This is a genomic window from Pseudarthrobacter sp. ATCC 49987, assembly GCF_009928425.1.
GTDB lineage: Bacteria > Actinomycetota > Actinomycetes > Actinomycetales > Micrococcaceae > Arthrobacter.
Map to the genome: position 1 here is coordinate 3,901,145 of NZ_JAABNS010000001.1, position 18,490 is coordinate 3,919,634.

General features: G+C 66.9%; 19 protein-coding genes. 14 read left to right on the forward strand and 5 right to left on the reverse strand.

The genetic code is table 11. From position 1 onward, the window contains the following. Window positions 1-60: 60 nt before the first annotated feature. From GXK59_RS18090 to GXK59_RS18100, 3 genes are all read left to right on the forward strand, one after another. Window positions 61-840: an IclR family transcriptional regulator gene (locus GXK59_RS18090; RefSeq protein WP_160668744.1), complete on the forward strand. Its 780-nt coding sequence runs from the start codon at window positions 61-63 to the stop codon at window positions 838-840. Window positions 841-934: 94 nt separating this feature from the next. Then, the gene (locus GXK59_RS18095) at window positions 935-2,125 is read left to right on the forward strand and encodes a 4-hydroxybenzoate 3-monooxygenase (protein WP_160668745.1); all 1,191 of its coding nucleotides are present in this window, start codon (window positions 935-937) and stop codon (window positions 2,123-2,125) included. An 86-nt stretch (window positions 2,126-2,211) separates the two neighbouring features. Beyond that, entirely contained in the window at window positions 2,212-2,604 is a 393-nt protein-coding gene (locus GXK59_RS18100) for a nuclear transport factor 2 family protein (protein ID WP_160668746.1), read from the forward strand. A gap of 47 nt (window positions 2,605-2,651) precedes the next feature. On the opposite strand, the gene GXK59_RS18105 is transcribed toward GXK59_RS18100, so the two are convergent. The 4 genes from GXK59_RS18105 to purB form a co-directional block, all read right to left on the reverse strand. After that, the gene (locus GXK59_RS18105) at window positions 2,652-3,086 is read right to left on the reverse strand and encodes an acyl-CoA thioesterase (protein ID WP_160668747.1); all 435 of its coding nucleotides are present in this window, start codon (window positions 3,084-3,086) and stop codon (window positions 2,652-2,654) included. Window positions 3,087-3,145: 59 nt separating this feature from the next. Further along, the gene (locus GXK59_RS18110; protein WP_160668748.1) at window positions 3,146-3,649 is read right to left on the reverse strand and encodes a GNAT family N-acetyltransferase; all 504 of its coding nucleotides are present in this window, start codon (window positions 3,647-3,649) and stop codon (window positions 3,146-3,148) included. Window positions 3,650-3,743: 94 nt separating this feature from the next. Next, window positions 3,744-4,421, reverse strand: a complete 678-nt coding sequence (locus GXK59_RS18115) for a histidine phosphatase family protein (RefSeq protein WP_160668749.1) — start codon at window positions 4,419-4,421, stop codon at window positions 3,744-3,746. Further along, window positions 4,418-5,860: an adenylosuccinate lyase gene (gene purB / locus GXK59_RS18120; RefSeq protein WP_160668750.1), complete on the reverse strand. Its 1,443-nt coding sequence runs from the start codon at window positions 5,858-5,860 to the stop codon at window positions 4,418-4,420. Before purB ends, GXK59_RS18115 begins: the two co-directional genes overlap by 4 nt. 162 nt (window positions 5,861-6,022) lie before the next feature. Here purB and GXK59_RS18125 point away from each other — a divergent pair, with 162 nt between their 5' ends. Continuing rightward, window positions 6,023-6,349, forward strand: a complete 327-nt coding sequence (locus GXK59_RS18125; protein ID WP_160668751.1) for a hypothetical protein — start codon at window positions 6,023-6,025, stop codon at window positions 6,347-6,349. After that, entirely contained in the window at window positions 6,349-7,773 is a 1,425-nt protein-coding gene (locus GXK59_RS18130) for a hypothetical protein (RefSeq protein ID WP_160668752.1), read from the forward strand. The genes GXK59_RS18125 and GXK59_RS18130 overlap by 1 nt, the downstream gene beginning before the upstream one ends. Window positions 7,774-7,785: 12 nt before the next feature. Here the strand turns inward: GXK59_RS18130 and GXK59_RS18135 are convergent, their stop codons facing one another. Continuing rightward, window positions 7,786-8,172: a phage holin family protein gene (locus tag GXK59_RS18135; protein WP_160668753.1), complete on the reverse strand. Its 387-nt coding sequence runs from the start codon at window positions 8,170-8,172 to the stop codon at window positions 7,786-7,788. Between the two features lie 97 nt (window positions 8,173-8,269). On the opposite strand from GXK59_RS18135, the gene GXK59_RS18140 reads away from it, so the two are divergent. The 9 genes from GXK59_RS18140 (at window position 8,270) to GXK59_RS18180 (ending at window position 18,419) form a co-directional block, all read left to right on the forward strand. Beyond that, window positions 8,270-9,388: a histidinol-phosphate transaminase gene (locus GXK59_RS18140; protein ID WP_202129159.1), complete on the forward strand. Its 1,119-nt coding sequence runs from the start codon at window positions 8,270-8,272 to the stop codon at window positions 9,386-9,388. 147 nt (window positions 9,389-9,535) lie between these two features. Beyond that, window positions 9,536-10,783, forward strand: coding sequence for a pyruvate dehydrogenase (acetyl-transferring) E1 component subunit alpha (gene pdhA, locus GXK59_RS18145; protein WP_160668755.1), 1,248 nt, complete (start codon window positions 9,536-9,538; stop codon window positions 10,781-10,783). Next, window positions 10,783-11,763 (forward strand): alpha-ketoacid dehydrogenase subunit beta, encoded by a 981-nt coding sequence (locus GXK59_RS18150; protein ID WP_024365954.1) that lies wholly within the window; start codon window positions 10,783-10,785, stop codon window positions 11,761-11,763. The genes pdhA and GXK59_RS18150 overlap by 1 nt, the downstream gene beginning before the upstream one ends. Window positions 11,764-11,816: 53 nt before the next feature. Further along, the gene (locus GXK59_RS18155) at window positions 11,817-13,319 is read left to right on the forward strand and encodes a dihydrolipoamide acetyltransferase family protein (RefSeq protein WP_160668756.1); all 1,503 of its coding nucleotides are present in this window, start codon (window positions 11,817-11,819) and stop codon (window positions 13,317-13,319) included. A gap of 156 nt (window positions 13,320-13,475) precedes the next feature. Continuing rightward, complete coding sequence (locus tag GXK59_RS18160) at window positions 13,476-14,459, forward strand: LysR substrate-binding domain-containing protein (RefSeq protein ID WP_160668757.1); 984 nt, start codon at window positions 13,476-13,478, stop codon at window positions 14,457-14,459. After that, a complete protein-coding gene (locus GXK59_RS18165; protein ID WP_160668758.1) occupies window positions 14,449-15,549 on the forward strand; it encodes a mandelate racemase/muconate lactonizing enzyme family protein in 1,101 nt (366 codons plus the stop codon). The genes GXK59_RS18160 and GXK59_RS18165 overlap by 11 nt, the downstream gene beginning before the upstream one ends. A gap of 39 nt (window positions 15,550-15,588) precedes the next feature. Further along, a complete protein-coding gene (catC, locus tag GXK59_RS18170; RefSeq protein ID WP_160668759.1) occupies window positions 15,589-15,867 on the forward strand; it encodes a muconolactone Delta-isomerase in 279 nt (92 codons plus the stop codon). 172 nt (window positions 15,868-16,039) lie between these two features. Then, window positions 16,040-16,888 (forward strand): catechol 1,2-dioxygenase, encoded by an 849-nt coding sequence (gene catA / locus GXK59_RS18175; protein WP_160668760.1) that lies wholly within the window; start codon window positions 16,040-16,042, stop codon window positions 16,886-16,888. Between the two features lie 163 nt (window positions 16,889-17,051). Beyond that, entirely contained in the window at window positions 17,052-18,419 is a 1,368-nt protein-coding gene (locus GXK59_RS18180; protein WP_202129160.1) for an MFS transporter, read from the forward strand. Window positions 18,420-18,490 lie beyond the last annotated feature (71 nt).

The window sequence follows — 18,490 nt, forward strand, 5'->3', positions numbered from 1 at the left end:
GGCCGTATTGGACCCGCGGCGTAGAGTGGACGCAGGATCCATTCAACGGAAGAGGCGGCCATGGCTAACTCCAGCACCGGGGACTCCGTGGTGGACCGCGTGGTCAGGGTGATCTCCGCGTTCCCCGAGGGCGTCACCGTGCTGCCGCTCTCCGAACTCGCGGACCTGGCCGGCCTGCCGCTGAGCACAGCCCATCGGCTGGTCCGCCAGCTCGCCGGGCACGGGCTTCTGGAGCTGGGCAGCGGGGGATCCGTCCGGCTGGGCCTGCGCCTGTGGGAGCTGGTGAACCGGAATTCGCCCACCCTGGCCCTCCGCCAGGCGGCCATGCCGTTTATGGAGGACATCCAGCAGGTGCTGAACCAGAATGTGAACCTGGCCGTGCTGGAGGGCTGGGAAGCGCTGTTCGTCGAACGGCTGTCCCGCCGCGGCTCCGTCGCGAACCGGGCCCAGATCGCCGGCCGGATGCCGGTGCATGTGTCCTCTGCCGGGCTGGCGCTGATGGCCACCCAGCCCGCCGCGATCCAGTCCGAGTATCTACTGCAGTTCCACGATCCCGCCGGGAAGGTCCAGCGGGAGGACCTCCGCACCCTGCTCCAGGAGACGGCCGGCCACGGCTTTGCGCAGCTCGCCGGTGTCGTGGATCCGGACACCTGGGGGATTGCCGTCCCCGTGCAGGACGCGAGGAAGCGCACCGTGGCGGCGCTCGGCGTCGTCGTTCCCCTGCGTGAAATGCGGCTCCAGGCCCTGGTCCCCGCCCTGCAGACGGCTGCCCGCGGGATCGGGCGGCAGCTGCATGACCCGGGAGCCACGCCAGCATTCCATTCAGCGGAATCGCTGTAACGCCCGTCACGTGTTCGGGCGCACACTGTAGCCAGAGAATCCACCCGGCCCCGGACGCCCAGCAGTCCCGGCCCCGCAACGAAGCGAGGACACCATGGCAAACCGCAAAGTCATCACCACCCAGGTCGCGATCATGGGCGCCGGCCCGGCAGGGCTGATGCTCTCGCACCTGCTGGCCAAACAAGGCATCGAATCCACCGTGATCGAGATCCGCAGCCACAAGGAAATCTCCGAAACCGTCCGCGCGGGCATCCTCGAACACGGCTCCGTGAACCTGCTCGTGGACAGCGGTGTCTCGGACCGCGTCCTGCGCGACGGCGACCGGCACGACGGAATCGAACTGCGCTTCAACGGCGAGAGCCACCGGATCGACTTCCAGGACCTCGTCGGCGAGTCGGTCTGGCTCTACCCCCAGACCGATGTTTTCCTCGACCTCGCCGCACGGCGCCAGGCGGACGGCGGCGACGTCCGCTACAGCGTCACCGACACCACCATCTACGACCTCGAGTGCAAGCCGAAGGTCTGGTTCACCGATGCCGAGGGAGTGGAATGGGAGCTGCAGGCTGACTTCATCGCCGGCGCGGACGGCTCGCGCAGCCACAGCCGCTTCCAGATCCCGGAGGCCCAGCGCAAGTGGTACTTCCACGAGTACCCGTTCGCCTGGTTCGGGATCCTGGCCGAGGCCCCGCGCAGCTCCGACGAACTGATCTACGCCAACTCCGAGAACGGCTTCGCCCTGATCAGCCAGCGGACCGAGACCGTCCAGCGGATGTACTTCCAGTGCGACCCCAACGAGGACGTCAACAACTGGAGTGACGACCGGATCTGGGACGCCTTCCGCAGCCGGGTCAACGGCAACGGCTTCGAGCTCAAGGAGGGTCCGGTCATCGACAAGACCGTCCTGAAGTTCCGCAGCTTCGTGCACGCCCCGATGCGGCACGGCAAGCTCTTCCTCGCCGGCGACGCCGCCCACACCGTCCCGCCGACCGGAGCCAAGGGCCTGAACCTCGCGCTGCACGACGTCAAGGTGCTGTTTGAGGGCCTCGACAGCTTTTACAAGACCGGAAACACCGTGCTCCTGGATGCCTACAGCGACCGCGCCCTGGACCGGGTCTGGAAGGCCCAGCAGTTCTCCTACTGGATGACGTCCATGCTGCACACCCCGGCCGACGGCGACGACTTCGCCCGTGCCCGCCAGCTCGGCGAGCTCAACTCGGTGGTGTCGTCCCGCCACGGCCGCGCCTACCTGGCCGAGGCCTACACGGGCTGGCCGGGCGCGCACTGAATTCTCCATCGACACGCGGGTGAGCCAGGAATAGCCTTAAGCCGTCCCAAGTAATACCCGACAAAGTTGACGGAGGGGTGCCCGAGATGGGAACCGCAGAAAATGTTGAACTGGTCCGGCGGGGGTTCGAGGCCTTCAACGCAGGGGATATGGCGAGCCTCAGCGAGCTGTTCGCGGAGGACGCAGTCTGGCACGTTGCCGGAAGCGGCGTGCTGTCGGGGGCCAAGCAGGGCCGCGACGCCATCCTGGCGTACTTCGGTGAACTTGGCGCCCGCACGCAAGGAACATTTCAGGCCAATCTCCAGGACCTCGTCGGTGGGGAAGACCACACGGTCGCGATCCAACAAACCCACGCAGAGGCCAACGGCAAGACCCTGGACATGGCCGCGGTGATCACGTTCGTGGTTCAGGACGGGAAGGTCACTGAGGGGCGCGAGTTCTTCGAGGACACGGGCCAGGCAGACGAGTTCTGGGCTTAGGGTGAGCGCTCACCGCTGTGTGCCCGCGGACCGCCGCCGGCTGGACCTTAGTCTTCCCCGCGCGTCTCCGTCAGGTGGTGCGTGGGGATCCGGTCCCGGTCGTAGGTGATCTCGGTGTACCCGTGCGGCGCGGGCTTGCCGTGCGGATCGAGGTTCACAAAGACAATTTCCTCGATTGTGAGGATGCTCTGCCGGGTGATCATGTTCCGGACCTCGGCGCGCATGGTGAGCGAGGTCCGGCCGAAGCGGGTGGCCGTCAGCCCCATCTCGATCAGGTCGCCCTGGACGGCCGAGCTGACGAAGTTGATTTCGGAAATGTACTTGGTGACGGCCCGGCCGTTGCCGAGTTGCAGGATGGCGTAAATCGCCGCTTCCTCGTCGATCCATTTCAGCAGGCTTCCGCCGAACAGCGTGCCGTTCGCGTTCAGGTCTTCGGGCCGCACCCACTTGCGGGTGCGGAAGGTGATGTCTGCCGGTTCCATAGTGCGAGATTAGCCGACGGCGGGGCGCCCGGGTCCTGTGTGACGGCGGCGGACGCGCCTCAGGCCATGGCGGTGTGCGCGGCGCTGTGCGAGTCGATGGTTTTCGCGTAGCAATAGGAATGCTCCACCCCGATGTAGGGCCCGAAGTTCGGCACCGGGAAAAAGCCCGAGTTCGCGTAGAACTGCCGGCCGTCCGTCTGCACCGAGCCGGCCTCGGCGGTGATGGAGGTGATGTCGAGGGAATGGGCATGCGCTTCCAGGGCCGCGAGGATGGAGCTGGCCACCCCGGAACCGCGCGTGTACGGGAGAACGTAGAGCCGCTTGATTTCGGCGGTGCACGCGTCGAGGATGCGCAGGCCGCCGCAGCCCACCGGCTGCCCCGACGCCTTGTCGTGGGCGACGAGGAACACGGCAGTGTCAGCCTCCGACGGCGGCGGGCCGGGTTCGTGGTCGTCCGTGCCGAAGCGGGCGTTAAGCTCGGCCTGCTGGGCTGCGCGGAGGTCCGCGCCCACCGGGTTGGCCCAGGTGACCTGCCGGATGTTGAGCCGCGGGTTGGTCTGCATGGCTGCCTCGCTTCGCCGAAGGGTTATGCAGGTTAACGCTAGGCAACGCCGGTTTCGGCCGTGTTTCCTGCGCGTTAGGGTTCGGAGAAATCCGTTACAGCGTGCGGCCGGTGGGGTCCTCCGCCGTCGGATCCACCAGGGCCAGGCCGCCCACGGGACTGTCGTCCCAGTGGATGAGCCGCCAGCCGGCGTCGGGATCCCCTTCCAGCGCCACGATTCCGGTGTTGGCGAGGACGTGGCGGGCGGCGAAACCCGCTTCCAGGTTGGTGGCCCGCAGGCTCGCCCAGACGCGGATCGCAGCCCCGTGGCTGACCACGGCCGCCGTCCCGCCGCCGCCTGCAGTCTCCGCGGATGCGGCAGCGGCGATCCGCGCGATCGAGGCGTCGAACCGTTCGAAGAACTCGTGCCCGCTGGGTCCGGCCGGCATCCGGCGGTGCAGTTCCCCGCTCGCCCAGCCAAACACGGTGCCCAGGTAGCGCAGGTGCGATTCCTTGTCGGTGAGCTTCTCCAGCGAACCGGCCTCGATCTCCCGCAGGCCCTCGAGCACCTCAATCTCCAGGCCGCGGAGGGTCGAAAGCGGCGCGGCCGTGATCTGGGTGCGGATCAGCGTGGAGGCGTACAGAAGGTCGATCTGCTCATTCGCCAGCGACCGCGCCAGGGCGGCCGCCTGCCGCTCTCCGAGCTCGGTCAGCCCGGGACCCGGGTGGGCGGTGTCCAGCTGGCCCAGGACGTTTCCGGGAGTCTGGCCGTGGCGGATGAGCAGGAGCCTCATGCGAGGTGGTCCACCAGCTTGTCCGCGATGCCGGTGTACTTGCCGGGGGTGAGCGCCAGCAGCCGGGCTTCGGCGTCGGCGGACAGGCCCAGGCTCTGGACAAACTCCTGCATCCGGGCCGCGTCGACGCGCTGCCCGCGGGTCAGGTCCTTGAGCCGCTCATACGGGTTTTCCATGCCCTCGACGCCGGCGATGGCCTCGGCGCGCATGACCATCTGGATGGCCTCGCCCAGGACTTCCCAGTTGGTGTCGAGGTCCGCGGCCAGCACGTCCTCGGCGACCTTGAGCCGGTCCAGGCCCTTGGCCACGTTGGAGATGGCGAGCAGCGAGTGGCCGAACGCCACACCGATGTTGCGCTGGGAGGAGGAGTCGGTGAGGTCGCGCTGCCAGCGGGAGGTGACCAGCGTGGAGCCCAGGACGTCCAGCAGCCCGGAGGAGATCTCCAGGTTGGCCTCGGCGTTTTCGAAGCGGATCGGGTTGACCTTGTGCGGCATGGTGGAGGAGCCCGTGGCGCCCGCGACCGGGATCTGCACGAAGTAGCCGATCGAAATGTAGCTCCAGATGTCCGTGCAGACGTTGTGCAGGATCCGGTTGAACCGCGCGACGTCGGCATACAGCTCCGCCTGCCAGTCGTGGCTTTCGATCTGCGTGGTGAGCGGGTTCCAGCTCAGGCCCAGGCCTTCAACGAAGCTCTTGGCGACGTGCTCCCAGTCGGCGCCGGGCACCGAGGCCACCTGCGCGGCGTAGGTTCCGGTGGCGCCGTTGATCTTGCCGAGGTATTCGGTCCGGGCGATGCGGTCCAGCTGGCGGGTCAGGCGGTGCGCGATGACGGCCAGTTCCTTGCCGAGCGTCGTGGGGGTGGCGGGCTGGCCGTGCGTGCGGGAGAGCATCGGCACGGCCCGGTTGGCCTCTGCCATGGCGCCGATCTGCGCGACGAGCTTCCGGGCCGCGGGCAGCCAGACGTCCTCGACGGCGCCCTTGATGCCCAGGGCGTAGGAAAGGTTGTTGATGTCCTCGGACGTGCAGCCGAAGTGCACCATGGCGGTCAGGTGTTCGATGCCGATGCCGGGCAGGCGGCGGCCGATGTAGTATTCCACCGCCTTGACGTCGTGCACCGTGACGGCTTCGATCTCGGCCAGTTCGGCGACCGATCCGGCGTCGAACCCGGTGACGATGGCGCGCAGCTTCTCCTGCTGCCCGGCGCTCAGCGGGCCGGCGCCGGGGAGCACGTTGTTTCCGGTCAGATGGATGAGCCATTCAACCTCAACCGCGACCCGGTCGCGGTTGAGGGCTGCCTCGGAGAGATAGTCGACCAGCGGCGCGACGGCGGACTGGTACCGGCCGTCCAGCGGGCCAAGTGCGATCTGTTGTGGGGACGCGGCGAGGGCCAGGCGTCCGGACGGCGTGCGGGTATCGGCTGTGGCGGCAGTTTCAGGCATGCCCCGATTCTTTCACGAAGTCCCGCCGGGCCTTAAGCGCGCTGAACCGTGTGACTTCCGCGCCGGGTCGCTCCCGCTGCGGCCCCCGGTTCCACCGGCAGTTGTCCACATGGCTGAGCGGGGAGCTTCAGCCCGCCCACCGGGGCCCCTAACGTCGGTGGTATGACCAGCGGGACAGCCAGGACGAGCGCACACGCGGGGTCGTTGGTGGCCTCCGACGCTGCGGCGTGCGCCTCGCGCAGTTACGAGGTCCAGCAGCTTGCCGCCCGGGTGGCTGCCTGCGCTGACCGCGCCGACGCCGTGCTGGCCCACCTGGTCAGCGTGGAACTGCAGGGCTGGCAGTCCCCGGCCGGCCGGGCCTACCGGACGGCGCTGTCCCTGCAGGCCGCATCCCTGCGACGCAGCCGGGCGGCCCTGGAGGAGGCTGTTGCAGCTGTGCTCCGCCATGCCGCAAGCGTGGCGCTGACCCCGGGACGGCCGGGGTACTGATGGCCGAAGCTTCGCCGGCCGGCTCCGGAGGAGTGCCGGCCCCCGCCGCTCCCGTGGACGGGACGTTGCGGATCCGTGGCGGAGTGGGCGGGCTCAGTTTCCAGTTCGAGGAGTTGCTGGCGGGTGCATCGGCGCTGGACAGGATCGTCCAGGAGCTGGCGGCCGCGGAAGGGGAGGCGGAGGCCGTGCGTCGCGCCCTGCTCCCGTACCAGTACGACTCGTACTCCACCGGCAGCAACGCGATCATCGCCGTCGGGGAGGGAGGCAGGGACCTCGGCCGCGTCCGGATGGAGCTGGAGCGTCTCTGCCGCGAGGTCCGGACCAGCCACCGCGAGTACGAGTTCGCCGAGGCCCGCAACAATCTGCTCCTGCGGATCGGCCGGACCGGTCCGGGATACGGGCCGCTGTGGGGTCTGTTCGGCTTTCCTCCCGTCACCGTCCGCGACACGGTGGAGGACGGGTTCTCCATGGCACCTGCGGGCCTGGCGCTGCTTCTCGGCCTCCCGGACGGCCTCGCCGCGGCAGTGGGAACGGCCAGTGTCCGCTCCACCATCCGCGGCCTGACGGACTCGCCGGGCCTGGAGTTCCTGCGGCCGCGGCCCGTCAGGATCGCAGGCAGGGAAACCCGCACGGAGGAGGCCGACGTCTCACCGGCCGGTCTGCTGCTGCGGGCCGAGGCTGTCGGACGGAACAGCGGTGATATCGAGGTCCTCCAGGTGGGGGAGAACGGCAGCCGGGCCTGGGTGGTGATCATCCCCGGAACGCAGCTGGACGGGCTGCCGCAGGGCACCAACCCGTTTGACGCCGCCGGCATCGCGGAGGGCCTGGGGTACGACTCGGCCGAGACCTCCGCGGCCATCCGCCAGGCCCTGGCCGAGGCCGGCGCCGAGGCGGGCGATCAAGTGGCCGCGGTCGGCTACAGCCAGGGCGGCATCCACGCCATGAACCTCGGCCGGGACAAGGCATTCCTGGCCGACTACGAGCTGAAGTTCGTGCTCACGGCAGGTTCCCCGGTGGGCGGCATCGAGCCGGGAAACGGCACCAGCAGCCTGCACCTGGAGCATGAGCAGGACTGGGTGCCCGGGGCGGACGGGCTGCCCAACCCGGACACGAAGGAGCGGGTGACCGTCACCTTGACCGCTCCGGTCCCCGGACGCGAATGGCTGGAGCCGGGCCTGGGGCCCGGACACGACCTGGGACGCTATGCCGACGGAGCCCGGGACGTGGCGGCCAGCCGGGATCCTTCGCTTCGGGCTTCGAGTGCCGCGCTCGCGGCCGTGGTCGGCGCCGGCGGAACCGCCACGGTGACTCGATTCTCGCTCCGGCGCGAAGCCATGCCATCGTCGAGGCGGCCCATGGCTCCGGGGCCGCGGCGCAACCCGGAAGAACAACCCGCTGACCGCACCCAGCGGCCCGCGGCCTGACTCGCGCAGTTCCTAGCGGTCGAGCGCGGGAAGAAAACCGGCCACGAGCGACACCGCACTGATGATGAGCGCGGCGAACACCGCCGTCCAGAAGAAGGTGTCAATGGTGAAGTGCACGGTGGTGTAACTGCTGATCCAGGACGTCAGGTAGAGCATTCCGGCGTTGATGACAATCGTGAAAAGGCCCAGGGTAAGGATGGTGATCGGCAGCGAGAGCAGGCTGACGATGGGCTTGACGAAGGCGTTGACGAGGCCGAAGATCAAGCCGATGAAGAGGTAGCCCAGCGTGATGCTGAGCGTGCCGTTGCCTGCCGTCGAAATATCCAGGCCGGTGAGGATCCAGCACGCGATTGCCAGGGCCAGCGCGTTGATGATGACTCGTACGATGAATGAGCGCATGGCCCCATGCTGTCATACGCCCGGCGGCAACGGCAGGGACCGTATCCCCCTATTGCGGCAGGCGATGGGGGCTGGGACCCGAAGTAGGCTAGTTGGCATGACTTCATCAGAGAACACGGCCAGGGGCATCCGGCCCCGTCCCGTGGTAGACCTCCTTCCCCGTTACGCGGCCGGCAAACCGCCAGTCCCCGTCGAGGGTCTGGCCAGCTACAAGCTTTCCTCCAACGAAAACCCGCTGCCCCCGATCCCCGCAGTGCAGCAGGCCATCGCGGCGCAGACCGATTTCAACCGCTACCCGGATCCGCTGAGCAGCAAGTTGCGGAGCGCGCTCGCCGGGTTCCTGGACGTTCCGGCGGAGGACATCGTCACCGGCGCCGGAAGCCTGGGTGCGCTGAACCAGCTGCTGGCCACCTTCGCGGGGCAGAACGACGACGGCAAGCCCGACGAGGTCATCTATGCGTGGCGGTCCTTCGAGGCCTATCCCATCAGCGTGGGGCTCGCCGGCGCCGAGAGCGTGCAGGTCCCGCTGACGGCGGACGGCCGGCATGACCTCGACGCGATGGCGGCCGCCGTGACGGCACGGACCCGGATGATCCTGCTGTGCACCCCCAACAACCCCACCGGCACCATCCTGACCACCGAGGAGACCGAGCGCTTCCTCACGACCGTCCCGTCCGACGTCGTGGTGGTCATCGATGAGGCCTACCAGGAGTTCGTCCGCGACGGGCACGCCGTCGACGGCATTGAAATGTACCGGAAGTACCCCAATGTCGTGGTGCTGCGTACCTTCTCCAAGGCCCACGGCCTGGCCGGGCTGCGGGTGGGCTACAGCGTGTCCCGCCCGGACCTCACGCAGCACCTGCGCGTCGCGGCCACCCCGTTCTCGGTCTCCCAGATCGCCGAGACCGCGGCGGTGACCTCGCTGAAGCATTTCGGCGAGGTTGTAGAAAGGGTACAAAGCCTCGTGGACGAACGGGACCGGGTCACCGCCGGACTGCGGGACCTCGGCTGGTTCGTGCCGGAGGCGCAGGGAAACTTCGTCTGGCTCAATCTCGGTGCCGACAGTGCGGAATTCGCCGCCCTGGCAGGGGAGCGGGCACTCTCCGTGCGTGCCTTCGCCAACGAGGGGGTGCGGGTCAGCATCGGCGAGGCCGAGGCCAACACCCGCTTCCTCGAACTCTGTGCGATCTATACAAAACCGCCGCGGCGTTCCTAGCGCTTAACATGACGGCCGCGGCCAGCCTGCTGCGGATAAAGTAAGGACGAGTAAGCCAAAATATATGCCGGACCGGGAATGTATTACCGGTCCGGCATATATCCCAGCGATTGCGGCGCATTCGGATGCGGCAAGCAAGGAGACGGTATGGGCGCCACACATCTGCCCTCTACCGAGTTCGACGGAACCGACATTGAGGACCGGCTGGAAGCAGAAGCCGAGGCCCGTTTGGGTGATCCCGTGGAGCCGATGGTGCAGCTCCTCGCTCCTGACGGCACGCTCGGCTCTGATCCCGTGTTCTCGGAATACGCCGAGCGGCTTGACCCGGAGAAACTGCGCGGATTCTATGCCGACATGGCTAAGATCCGCCGCTTCGACGTGGAGGCAACGGCGCTCCAGCGCCAGGGCCAGCTGGCCCTGTGGGTTCCCCTCACCGGCCAGGAGGCCGCCCAGATCGGCTCGGGCCGGGCCAGCCAGCCGCAGGACTACCTCTTCCCCACGTACCGCGAGCACGGCGTCGCCCTGACCCGCAACGTGGACCTGGCCGAACTGCTGCGCCAGTTCCGCGGGGTGTCCAACGGCGGCTGGAACCCCAAGGACACCAACTTCCACCTTTACACCCTGGTCCTCGCAGCCCAGACGCCCCATGCGGTGGGCTACGCGATGGGCATCCAGCGCGACCAGAAGTTCGCGGCATCCGCCGCACTCGCGGACGGAACTGCGGGCCACGCCACGGAGCCCAAGGCCGCCGTCATGGTGTATTTCGGCGACGGCGCCAGCTCCGAGGGCGACGTCCATGAGTCCATGGTGTTCGCCTCCTCCTACAAGGCACCTGTGGTGTTCTTCTGCCAGAACAACCACTGGGCGATCTCCGTCCCCAGCTCCGTGCAGACCCGCATCCCGCTCGCCAACCGGGCCAAGGGCTACGGATTCCCCGGCGTCCGGGTCGACGGAAACGACGTGATTGCTGTCCACGCCGTCACCGAGTGGGCGCTGGAACGTGCCCGCCAGGGCGAGGGCCCGGTGCTGATTGAGGCCTTCACCTACCGCGTCGGCGCGCACACCACGGCCGACGATCCCACGAAGTACCGGGAATCCGCCGAGGAAACCCGGTGGCGGGCCAAGGATCCGCTGGAGCGCCTGGAGAAGTACCTCCGCGCCGAGGGGCTGGCCGACGACACGTTTTTCGAGCAGGTCAGGGCCGACGGCGACGATCTCGCCGCCTATGTCCGCAAGACCACCTACGACCTGGAAACCCCGGACATCCGGACCGCCTTCGCCAACACCTACGTGGAGGCCCACCCGCTGGTGGCCGAGGAGCTGGCCTGGTTCGAGGAGTACAGCGCAGGATTCGCCGACGACGCAACAGCCCAGGCGGAAGGCGCGGCCAACTGATGACCACCATGACTATCGCCAAGGCCATCAATGAGGGCCTGCGCGCAACGCTGAACAACAACCCCCGAGCCCTGCTCATGGGCGAGGACATTGGACCCCTCGGCGGCGTGTACCGTGTCACCGACGGCCTGTTCGCCGAGTTCGGCGCCGACCGCGTCGTGGACACCCCGCTAGCGGAGTCCGGCATTATCGGGACCGCGATCGGCCTGTCCCTGCGCGGCTACCTGCCCGTCTGTGAAATCCAGTTCGACGGCTTCGTCTTCCCGGGTTTCAACCAAATCACCACCCAGCTGGCCAAAATGCACTCCCGCAGCAACGGCAACCTGACCGTGCCGGTCGTCATCCGGATCCCCTATGGCGGCGGCATCGGCTCGATCGAACACCATTCGGAGTCCCCGGAGGCGCTGTTCGCCCACACGGCGGGCCTGCGCATCATCACCCCGTCCAACCCGCATGACGCCTACTGGATGATCCAGCAGGCCGTCGACTGCCAGGACCCAGTGATCGTCTTCGAGCCCAAGCGCCGCTACTGGCTCAAGGGCGAGGTCGACACCGAATCCCCCGGAACCTCCGCGGACCCCTTCAAGGCCCATGTGCTCCGCGAGGGAACCGACGCCACCGTGGTGGTCTACGGCCCGCTGGTGCCGGTGGCCCTGGCCGCTGCCAACGCCGCGGCCGAGGACGGCCACAGCGTCGAGGTGGTCGACCTTCGTTCCATCTCGCCGATCGACTTCGACACCGTCACGGAATCCGTCAAGAAGACGGGCCGGCTGGTTGTGGCCCACGAGGCCCCGACCTTTGGCGGGATCGGCGGCGAAATCGCGGCCCGGATCAGCGAGCGTGCCTTCCACTCGCTCGAGGCGCCCGTCATCCGCGTCGGCGGCTTCCACATGCCCTACCCGGTGGCGAAGGTGGAGGAAGACTACCTCCCCGACATCGACCGCATCCTCGAGGCACTGGACCGTGCCCTTTCCTACTGATCGGCCCTTTCTGACCGCCTCCCGCCGAGGCGCCTTCTCCCACTAAGGACAACATGACTCTCCATAAGTTCAACCTCCCCGATGTGGGCGAAGGACTGACCGAGGCCGAGATCGTCGCCTGGAAGGTCAAACCGGGCGATACGGTGGCCATCAACGATGTCCTGTGCGAAATCGAGACGGCAAAATCCCTCGTCGAACTGCCCTCTCCGTTCGCCGGCACCGTCACTGAACTGCTCGTCCCCGAGGGCCTGACGGTCGACGTCGGGACCCCGATCATCAGCGTCAGAGACGCCGCGGCCTCCGACGCCGTCCCTGCACCGGTTCCGGACGCGCCCGCTCCCGCCGCTCCGCTGTACGGAAAGCTGGAGGCGGACACGTCCGACGCCGGCGAACCGGCCGGCCGCCCGGCCGGCGGTCCGCTCGTGGGCTCCGGCCCCAAGGCCGACGCCGTCAAGCGCCGCCGGCGGGTTACCGCTCCGGCCGCCAAACCGGCGGTTTCGGCAGCCTCCGTCGCCGGACCGGTGCCGCCGGTCGAGCCTGTGGAGGCGCACGACATCTGGATCAGCCCGGAGGCCGTCGCCCACGCGGAGCGCGCGGCCCCGGCTGGTGCAATCGATCAGCGGCCCACCCTCGGCGGCGCCATCACCGGCCTGGTCAGCAGGGTCCTGGCCAAGCCTCCCGTGCGCAAAATCGCCCGCGACCTCGGCATCGATCTGTCCGACGTCGTCCCCACCGGCGCCCGCGGCGAAGTGACCCGCGAGGACCTGGTGAGCTACCAGGCGCAGCGCGACGCCGAGGTGGACAAGGCAGACACCTTCTGGGGCAAGACCGGCCGCCCGCAGGAACAACGGATCGAGCGGATCCCGGTCAAGGGCGTCCGCAAGGCCACCGCGCGGGCCATGGTCGAGTCCGCCTTCGCCGCCCCGCACGTCAGCATCTTCGTCGACGTCGACGCCAGCCGGACCATGGAGTTCGTCAAGCGGCTCAAGGCCTCCCGTGATTTCGAAGGCATCAAGGTCTCCCCGCTCCTGATCCTGGCGAAGGCGGTCATCTGGGCCGCGGCGCGGAACCCCAGCGTCAACGCGACCTGGGTGGACAACCCGGACGGCAGCGACTCTGCCGAGATCCACGTCAAGCACTTCATGAACCTCGGAATCGCCGCCGCCACGCCGCGCGGCCTGATGGTCCCGAACATCAAGAACGCGCAGGATCTCTCGCTCAAGGAGCTGGCCCTGGCCCTGAACGACCTCGCCACCACCGCCCGGGCCGGGAAGACCCAGCCCGCCCAGATGCAGGGCGGCACTCTGACCGTCACCAACATCGGGGCCCTCGGAATCGATACCGGCACGCCGATCATCAATCCCGGCGAGGTGGCGATCGTGGCCTTCGGCACGATCAAGCAGAAGCCCTGGGTCCTTGACGGCGAAGTGATTCCGCGCTGGATCACCACCCTCGGCGGTTCCTTCGACCACCGGGTGGTCGACGGCGACCTCTCGGCGCGCTTTATGGCCGACGTCGCGGCGATCCTGGAAGAGCCGGCGCTGCTGCTGGACTGACTCGACGTTCCCGCCCAGTTGCGGCGGCCTGGGAGCCGGGATTGATATGCAGAACGTCCCAATAGCTCGGAAATGGGTATTTCCCATTACTAATCAACCCTCCTAGGCTGGTCTAGGCACGGCATTTTGCCTGCTCCGAGCCGCCCGGGAGCTTCAATGGAGACGCGTCACCTCAAGTACTTCATTGCGGTCGCCGAGGAACGCCACTTCGGCCGTGCAGCCAAGCGATTGCACATGGCCCAGCCGCCGCTGTCCCAGCAGATCCGACAGTTGGAGGAACAGCTCGGCACGCCCCTGCTGCTGCGCACCACCCGGAAGGTTGACCTCACCCCTGCCGGGCAGGTGCTCCTGGACAGAGGACGGCTGCTGCTCCAGGAACTGGAGTCCCTCGAGGAGGACGTCAAACAGGTAGGCGCCGGCGCCACCGGCGTCATCCGCGTTGGCTTCACCGGGACCGCCACTTACCGGCTGATGCCCAGCGTCGTTCAGGCTGCCCGCCGCGCCCTTCCCGGGCTCCGCATCACCGTCCAGGGCGAGATGCTGACACCGCAAATGGAGTCCGCACTGGAGGAGGGCCGCATCGACGTCGCTGTCCTTCGGCCGCCGGTCCGCTCCGGAAATGTGGCGCTCAAACTGCTTGAACAAGATCAGCTGGTCGCCGCGCTCCCGGCCGATTCAACGCTGGCTGATACAGGGATCCTCGAGCTGGCGGACCTCGCGGGCCAGGACTTCATCGGCTATCCCGGCTCCTCCGCCGTCAGCAGCATCGTAGTGGACGCCTGCCGCAAAGCCGGGTTCCAGCCCAGGCTCGTCCAGGAAGCGAGAGAGACCTCGACTCTGCTCTCGCTCGTTGCAGCCGGCATGGGGATCGCCCTGGTGCCAATGACGTCCAGGATGTTCTCCTTCCAGGGCGTGGTGTTCCGCCCGCTGCGCAATCCGCCGCCGGTCGATCTCGCCGTCGCCTGGAACCGAAACACCGAAACGCCCCTCCTGCATAGTTTCCTGCAACTTTTCGATTCTCTGCCTGCCTCGGGCATGGACAGGGAACAGCACCCGCTCCTGCCAACGGATCCGTCAGCCCCCGCATCGTCAGAGGCGCAACCCACCGCCGCCGCAAAGGAACCCAGCCGTGAAAATTGAACGCATAGAAGCCATCCCCTATTCGATTCCCTACGCACGGCCGCTGAAGTTCGCCAGCGGCGAGGTAACGTCCGCGGAGCACGTGCTGGTGCGGATCTACACAGATACCGGCATCTGCGGTGTCGCGGATACCCCGCCGCGGCCCTACACCTACGGTGAAACGCAGGATTCGATCGTCTCCGTGGTGACCAAGGTCTTTGCCCCCCAGCTCATTGGGCTGGATCCGCTGGACCGCTCGAAGGTCCAGCAGCTGCTACGCCGCACGATCAACAACCCGACGGCGAAGGGGGCACTGGACATCGCGCTCTGGGACATCATCGGGATCTCCCTGGGCACACCGGTCCACAAGCTGCTGGGCGGCTTCACTGACAGCATGCGGGTCTCGCACATGCTGGGCTTCAAGCCCGCCGCAGAGCTTCTTGAGGAAGCGCTGCGGTTCCGTGAGATGTACGGCATCAATACCTTCAAGCTCAAAACTGGCCGGCGGCCGCTTTCCCTCGACGTCGAGGCCTGCCATGTGCTGCGGGACGGCCTGGGGGCGGATACCGAGATCTACCTCGACGCCAACCGCGGCTGGACGGCGAACGAGGCTATGGAGGTCCTCCGCCGGACTCAAGGACTGGGCCTGTCCATGCTGGAGGAGCCGTGCGACGCCGGTGAAGCCCTGGGCCGCCGACGGCTCGTCCAGAGTTCGAGCATCCCGATCGTGGGCGACGAAAGCGTTCCCACCTTGGGTGATGTCTCCCGGGAGCTGCTCTCCGGCGGCAGCAACGCGATCTGTATCAAGACTGCGCGCAGCGGTTTCACCGAAGCCCAGCAGATCCTCGGCCTGTGCGAGGGGCTCGGAGTGGACGTCACCATGGGGAACCAAATCGACACCCAGATCGGCAGCCTGGCCACTGTCACATTCGGCGCCGCGTTCGAGGCCACCTCCCGGCGGGCCGGCGAGCTGTCCAACTATCTGGACATGACGGATGACCTGCTGGCCGAACCGCTCAAAATTAGCGACGGCGCCATCCGCGTCCGTGAGGTTCCCGGCGTCGGCGCAACCATCGACGCAGACAAACTGCAAATGTACCGGCAGGACTAGGCCCGTCCTGGCCGCCACCCCAACCTTAAGGAGAACCGCATGCTGTACCTGGTCCGCATGGAAGTCAATATTCCGCTGGACATGCCCAAGGAGCGCGCCGACGCCATCAAGGCCGAGGAACGGGACTACGCGCAGCAGCTGCAGCGCGACGGACGCTGGTCTCATTTGTGGCGGGTCGTGGGGGAGTACTCCAATTACTCGGTATTCGACGTTGCGGATAACGACGAGTTGCATACCCTGCTCTCCGCACTGCCGCTCTTCCCGTTCATGGACATCAAGGTGACGCCGCTGGCCAAGCACCCGTCCGCCGTCGAATAGGCCCCATCGCATTCATATCCAAAAGCTTTCAATGAGACGGAAATAGGTATTTCCCCCCAATCAATTCGGGGCCTACCGTTGGAGCAACACCCGATGTGATGCACGGCACGACGCGCAGTCCGGCACCCATCGACAAGCATTTTTACCATCATTCTTTGACAAGGGAGTCACCATGACAACGGAAACTGAAGCCACAGCAGCATCCTCGGGTGCGGGCGCAACCGCCCGCTTCCGGGAGAACAAGCACTTCGCCGCCGGCTCAAGCCAGGAGCGGGTGAGCATGCTTGCCGGCCGCGTCATCAAGGCAATCAACGACACCGTCCTGGACGAGCAAGTCACGTACGACGAATACAACGCCTTCAAGGCGTGGCTCATCCAGGTCGGCGAGGACGGGGAATGGCCGCTGTTCCTGGACGTCTGGGTGGAACACTCCGTCGAGGAGGTCGCCAACTCCAACCGCCACGGCTCCAAGGGCAGCATCGAGGGGCCGTACTACATCCCCGACGCCCCCACCCTCAACACCCCGGCCACCCTGCCGATGCGCGACGACGAACCCGGCACCCCACTGCTGTTTCAGGGCCAGGTGACGAACGTTGACGGCCAGCCGCTCGCCGGAGCACTGATTGAACTCTGGCACGCCGATGACCTGGGCTTCTACTCCCAGTTCGCCCCCGGACTGCCCGAATGGAACCTCCGCGGTTCCATCATCGCCGACGCCCAGGGCAACTTCCAGATCAACACCATGCAGCCCGCGCCGTACCAGATCCCCACCGATGGCGCTTGCGGTGCCCTCATCGCCGCGGCCGGCTGGCACGCATGGCGGCCCGCCCACCTGCACCTGAAGGTGTCCGCCCCGGAGCACCAGCTCATCACCACCCAGCTCTACTTCGAAGGCGACGAGCACGTGGCCGACGACATCGCCTCGGCCGTGAAGCCAGAGCTCGTCCTGGCTCCTACCGGGCGGGCCGATGGCAAGGGCCGCGAAGTCACCTACAACTTCGTTCTCGACCCCCAGGACTAAGCCCCTCTCCCGGTCCCGGGGCAGGAATCATTGAGCCCCGGGCCCGACCCAAAAAAACATTCCCACCACCCGCCGTGATGCCGCCTGCCCAAAATCAAGTTGCCGCAGCCGCACGGACCCCGGATCAGTCGGGTCAGAACATTCACACGAAAGTGAGTTACCGGTGACAAAGCTCGCCTATAACGTCCAGGACGTTATCGACAACACGCCCATGGGATTCAAACGATGGTCCATCGTTGTTCTCTGTTTCGTGATCGCATTGCTGGACGGATTCGACACCCAGTCCATTGCATTCATCGGACCCGCGATCGCCGAAGACTTCGGTTTGCAGGCCACTGACATGACGTGGGTGATCACCGCCAGCACCGTTGGCATGTGCGTGGGCGCGATGTCCCTTGGCACCTTCGGGGACCGGATCGGTCGGAAGAAAACCATCCTGCTCGCCCTGGCCCTTTTTGGTGTGTTCTCCCTTGCCGGTGCTTTCGCTCAATCCCTGGAACAGATTGTCATTCTGCGCTTCCTCATTGGCCTCGGCATGGGCGGGGCCACCCCGGCCCTGCTGGCCCTGACTGCTGAGTACAGCCCCAAATCCCGCCGCGGCACCTTCATGACATTGGTGTTGCTCGGGCTGCCCGGCGGTGCGCTACTCGGCGGGCTCGTGGCCGCGGCATGGCTGCCAGTGATGGGCTGGCGCGGCATCTTCCTGGCTGGCGGCGTACTGCCCCTTGCCATGGTGTTGGTTTGCGGCAGGATGCTCTCCGAATCGCCGATCTTCCTGGCAGCCAAGGGCACCCCCGCAGCCGACGCACAGGCGCGTCAGATCATGGCCTCCATTTCCGGCAGCCCGGTCAGCCCGGACGCCGTGCTCGCGACAAACGACAGAATGGAGGAGCGCAGCTCCGTCGCCGCACTTTTCTCAGCCCGGTACCGGATGGTCACCATCGCAGTCTTCGCCACCTACCTGCTCAACTGGATCGCCTGGTTCCTGCTGCTGCTCTGGATGCCAACTGCGCTCAAAATGTTGGGGCTGGCCGGCTCGCAGGCCGCGATGGGAACCGTGACCGTCAACGGTGCGTTCATCCTCTTCGCCATCCCTCTGTCCATCATCCTGCCCAAGGTAAACCCCAGAAAACTGCTGCTGGTCATGTTTGCTGCGGGGATCGTCATCGCGCTGGGCCTGGGGCTGGCCGGCTCCAACTTTGCGCTGGTGTTCGTGCTGATCGGGCTGGCCGGCTTCGGCATTGGCGGCCAGCAGTTGGCTCTGAATTACCTGATCGCTAACGCCTACCCCACTCAGCTCCGTGCCACGGCCACCGGCTGGGGCATCGGAATTGGCCGCCTCGGTTCCATCGTTGGCTCTGCCCTCGGCGGGGTCATTCTCACGGGACTCGGCGTCTCTGGTTACTTCATGACACTCGCGGTGCCCCTGGTTCTGGCCGGTCTGGCCACCCTGATGGTCCGTAGCTCGGCAACTAAAGCCACGATTGCGACGCCGGCGTCAGAGTCACTGGAACGTGAGGCCATCAGTTAACACGGGCAAAAGGACTACTGGCAGTGCCCGCAGCACCGGTACGGAGCATTGTTGCCCCGGAACTACTCCAA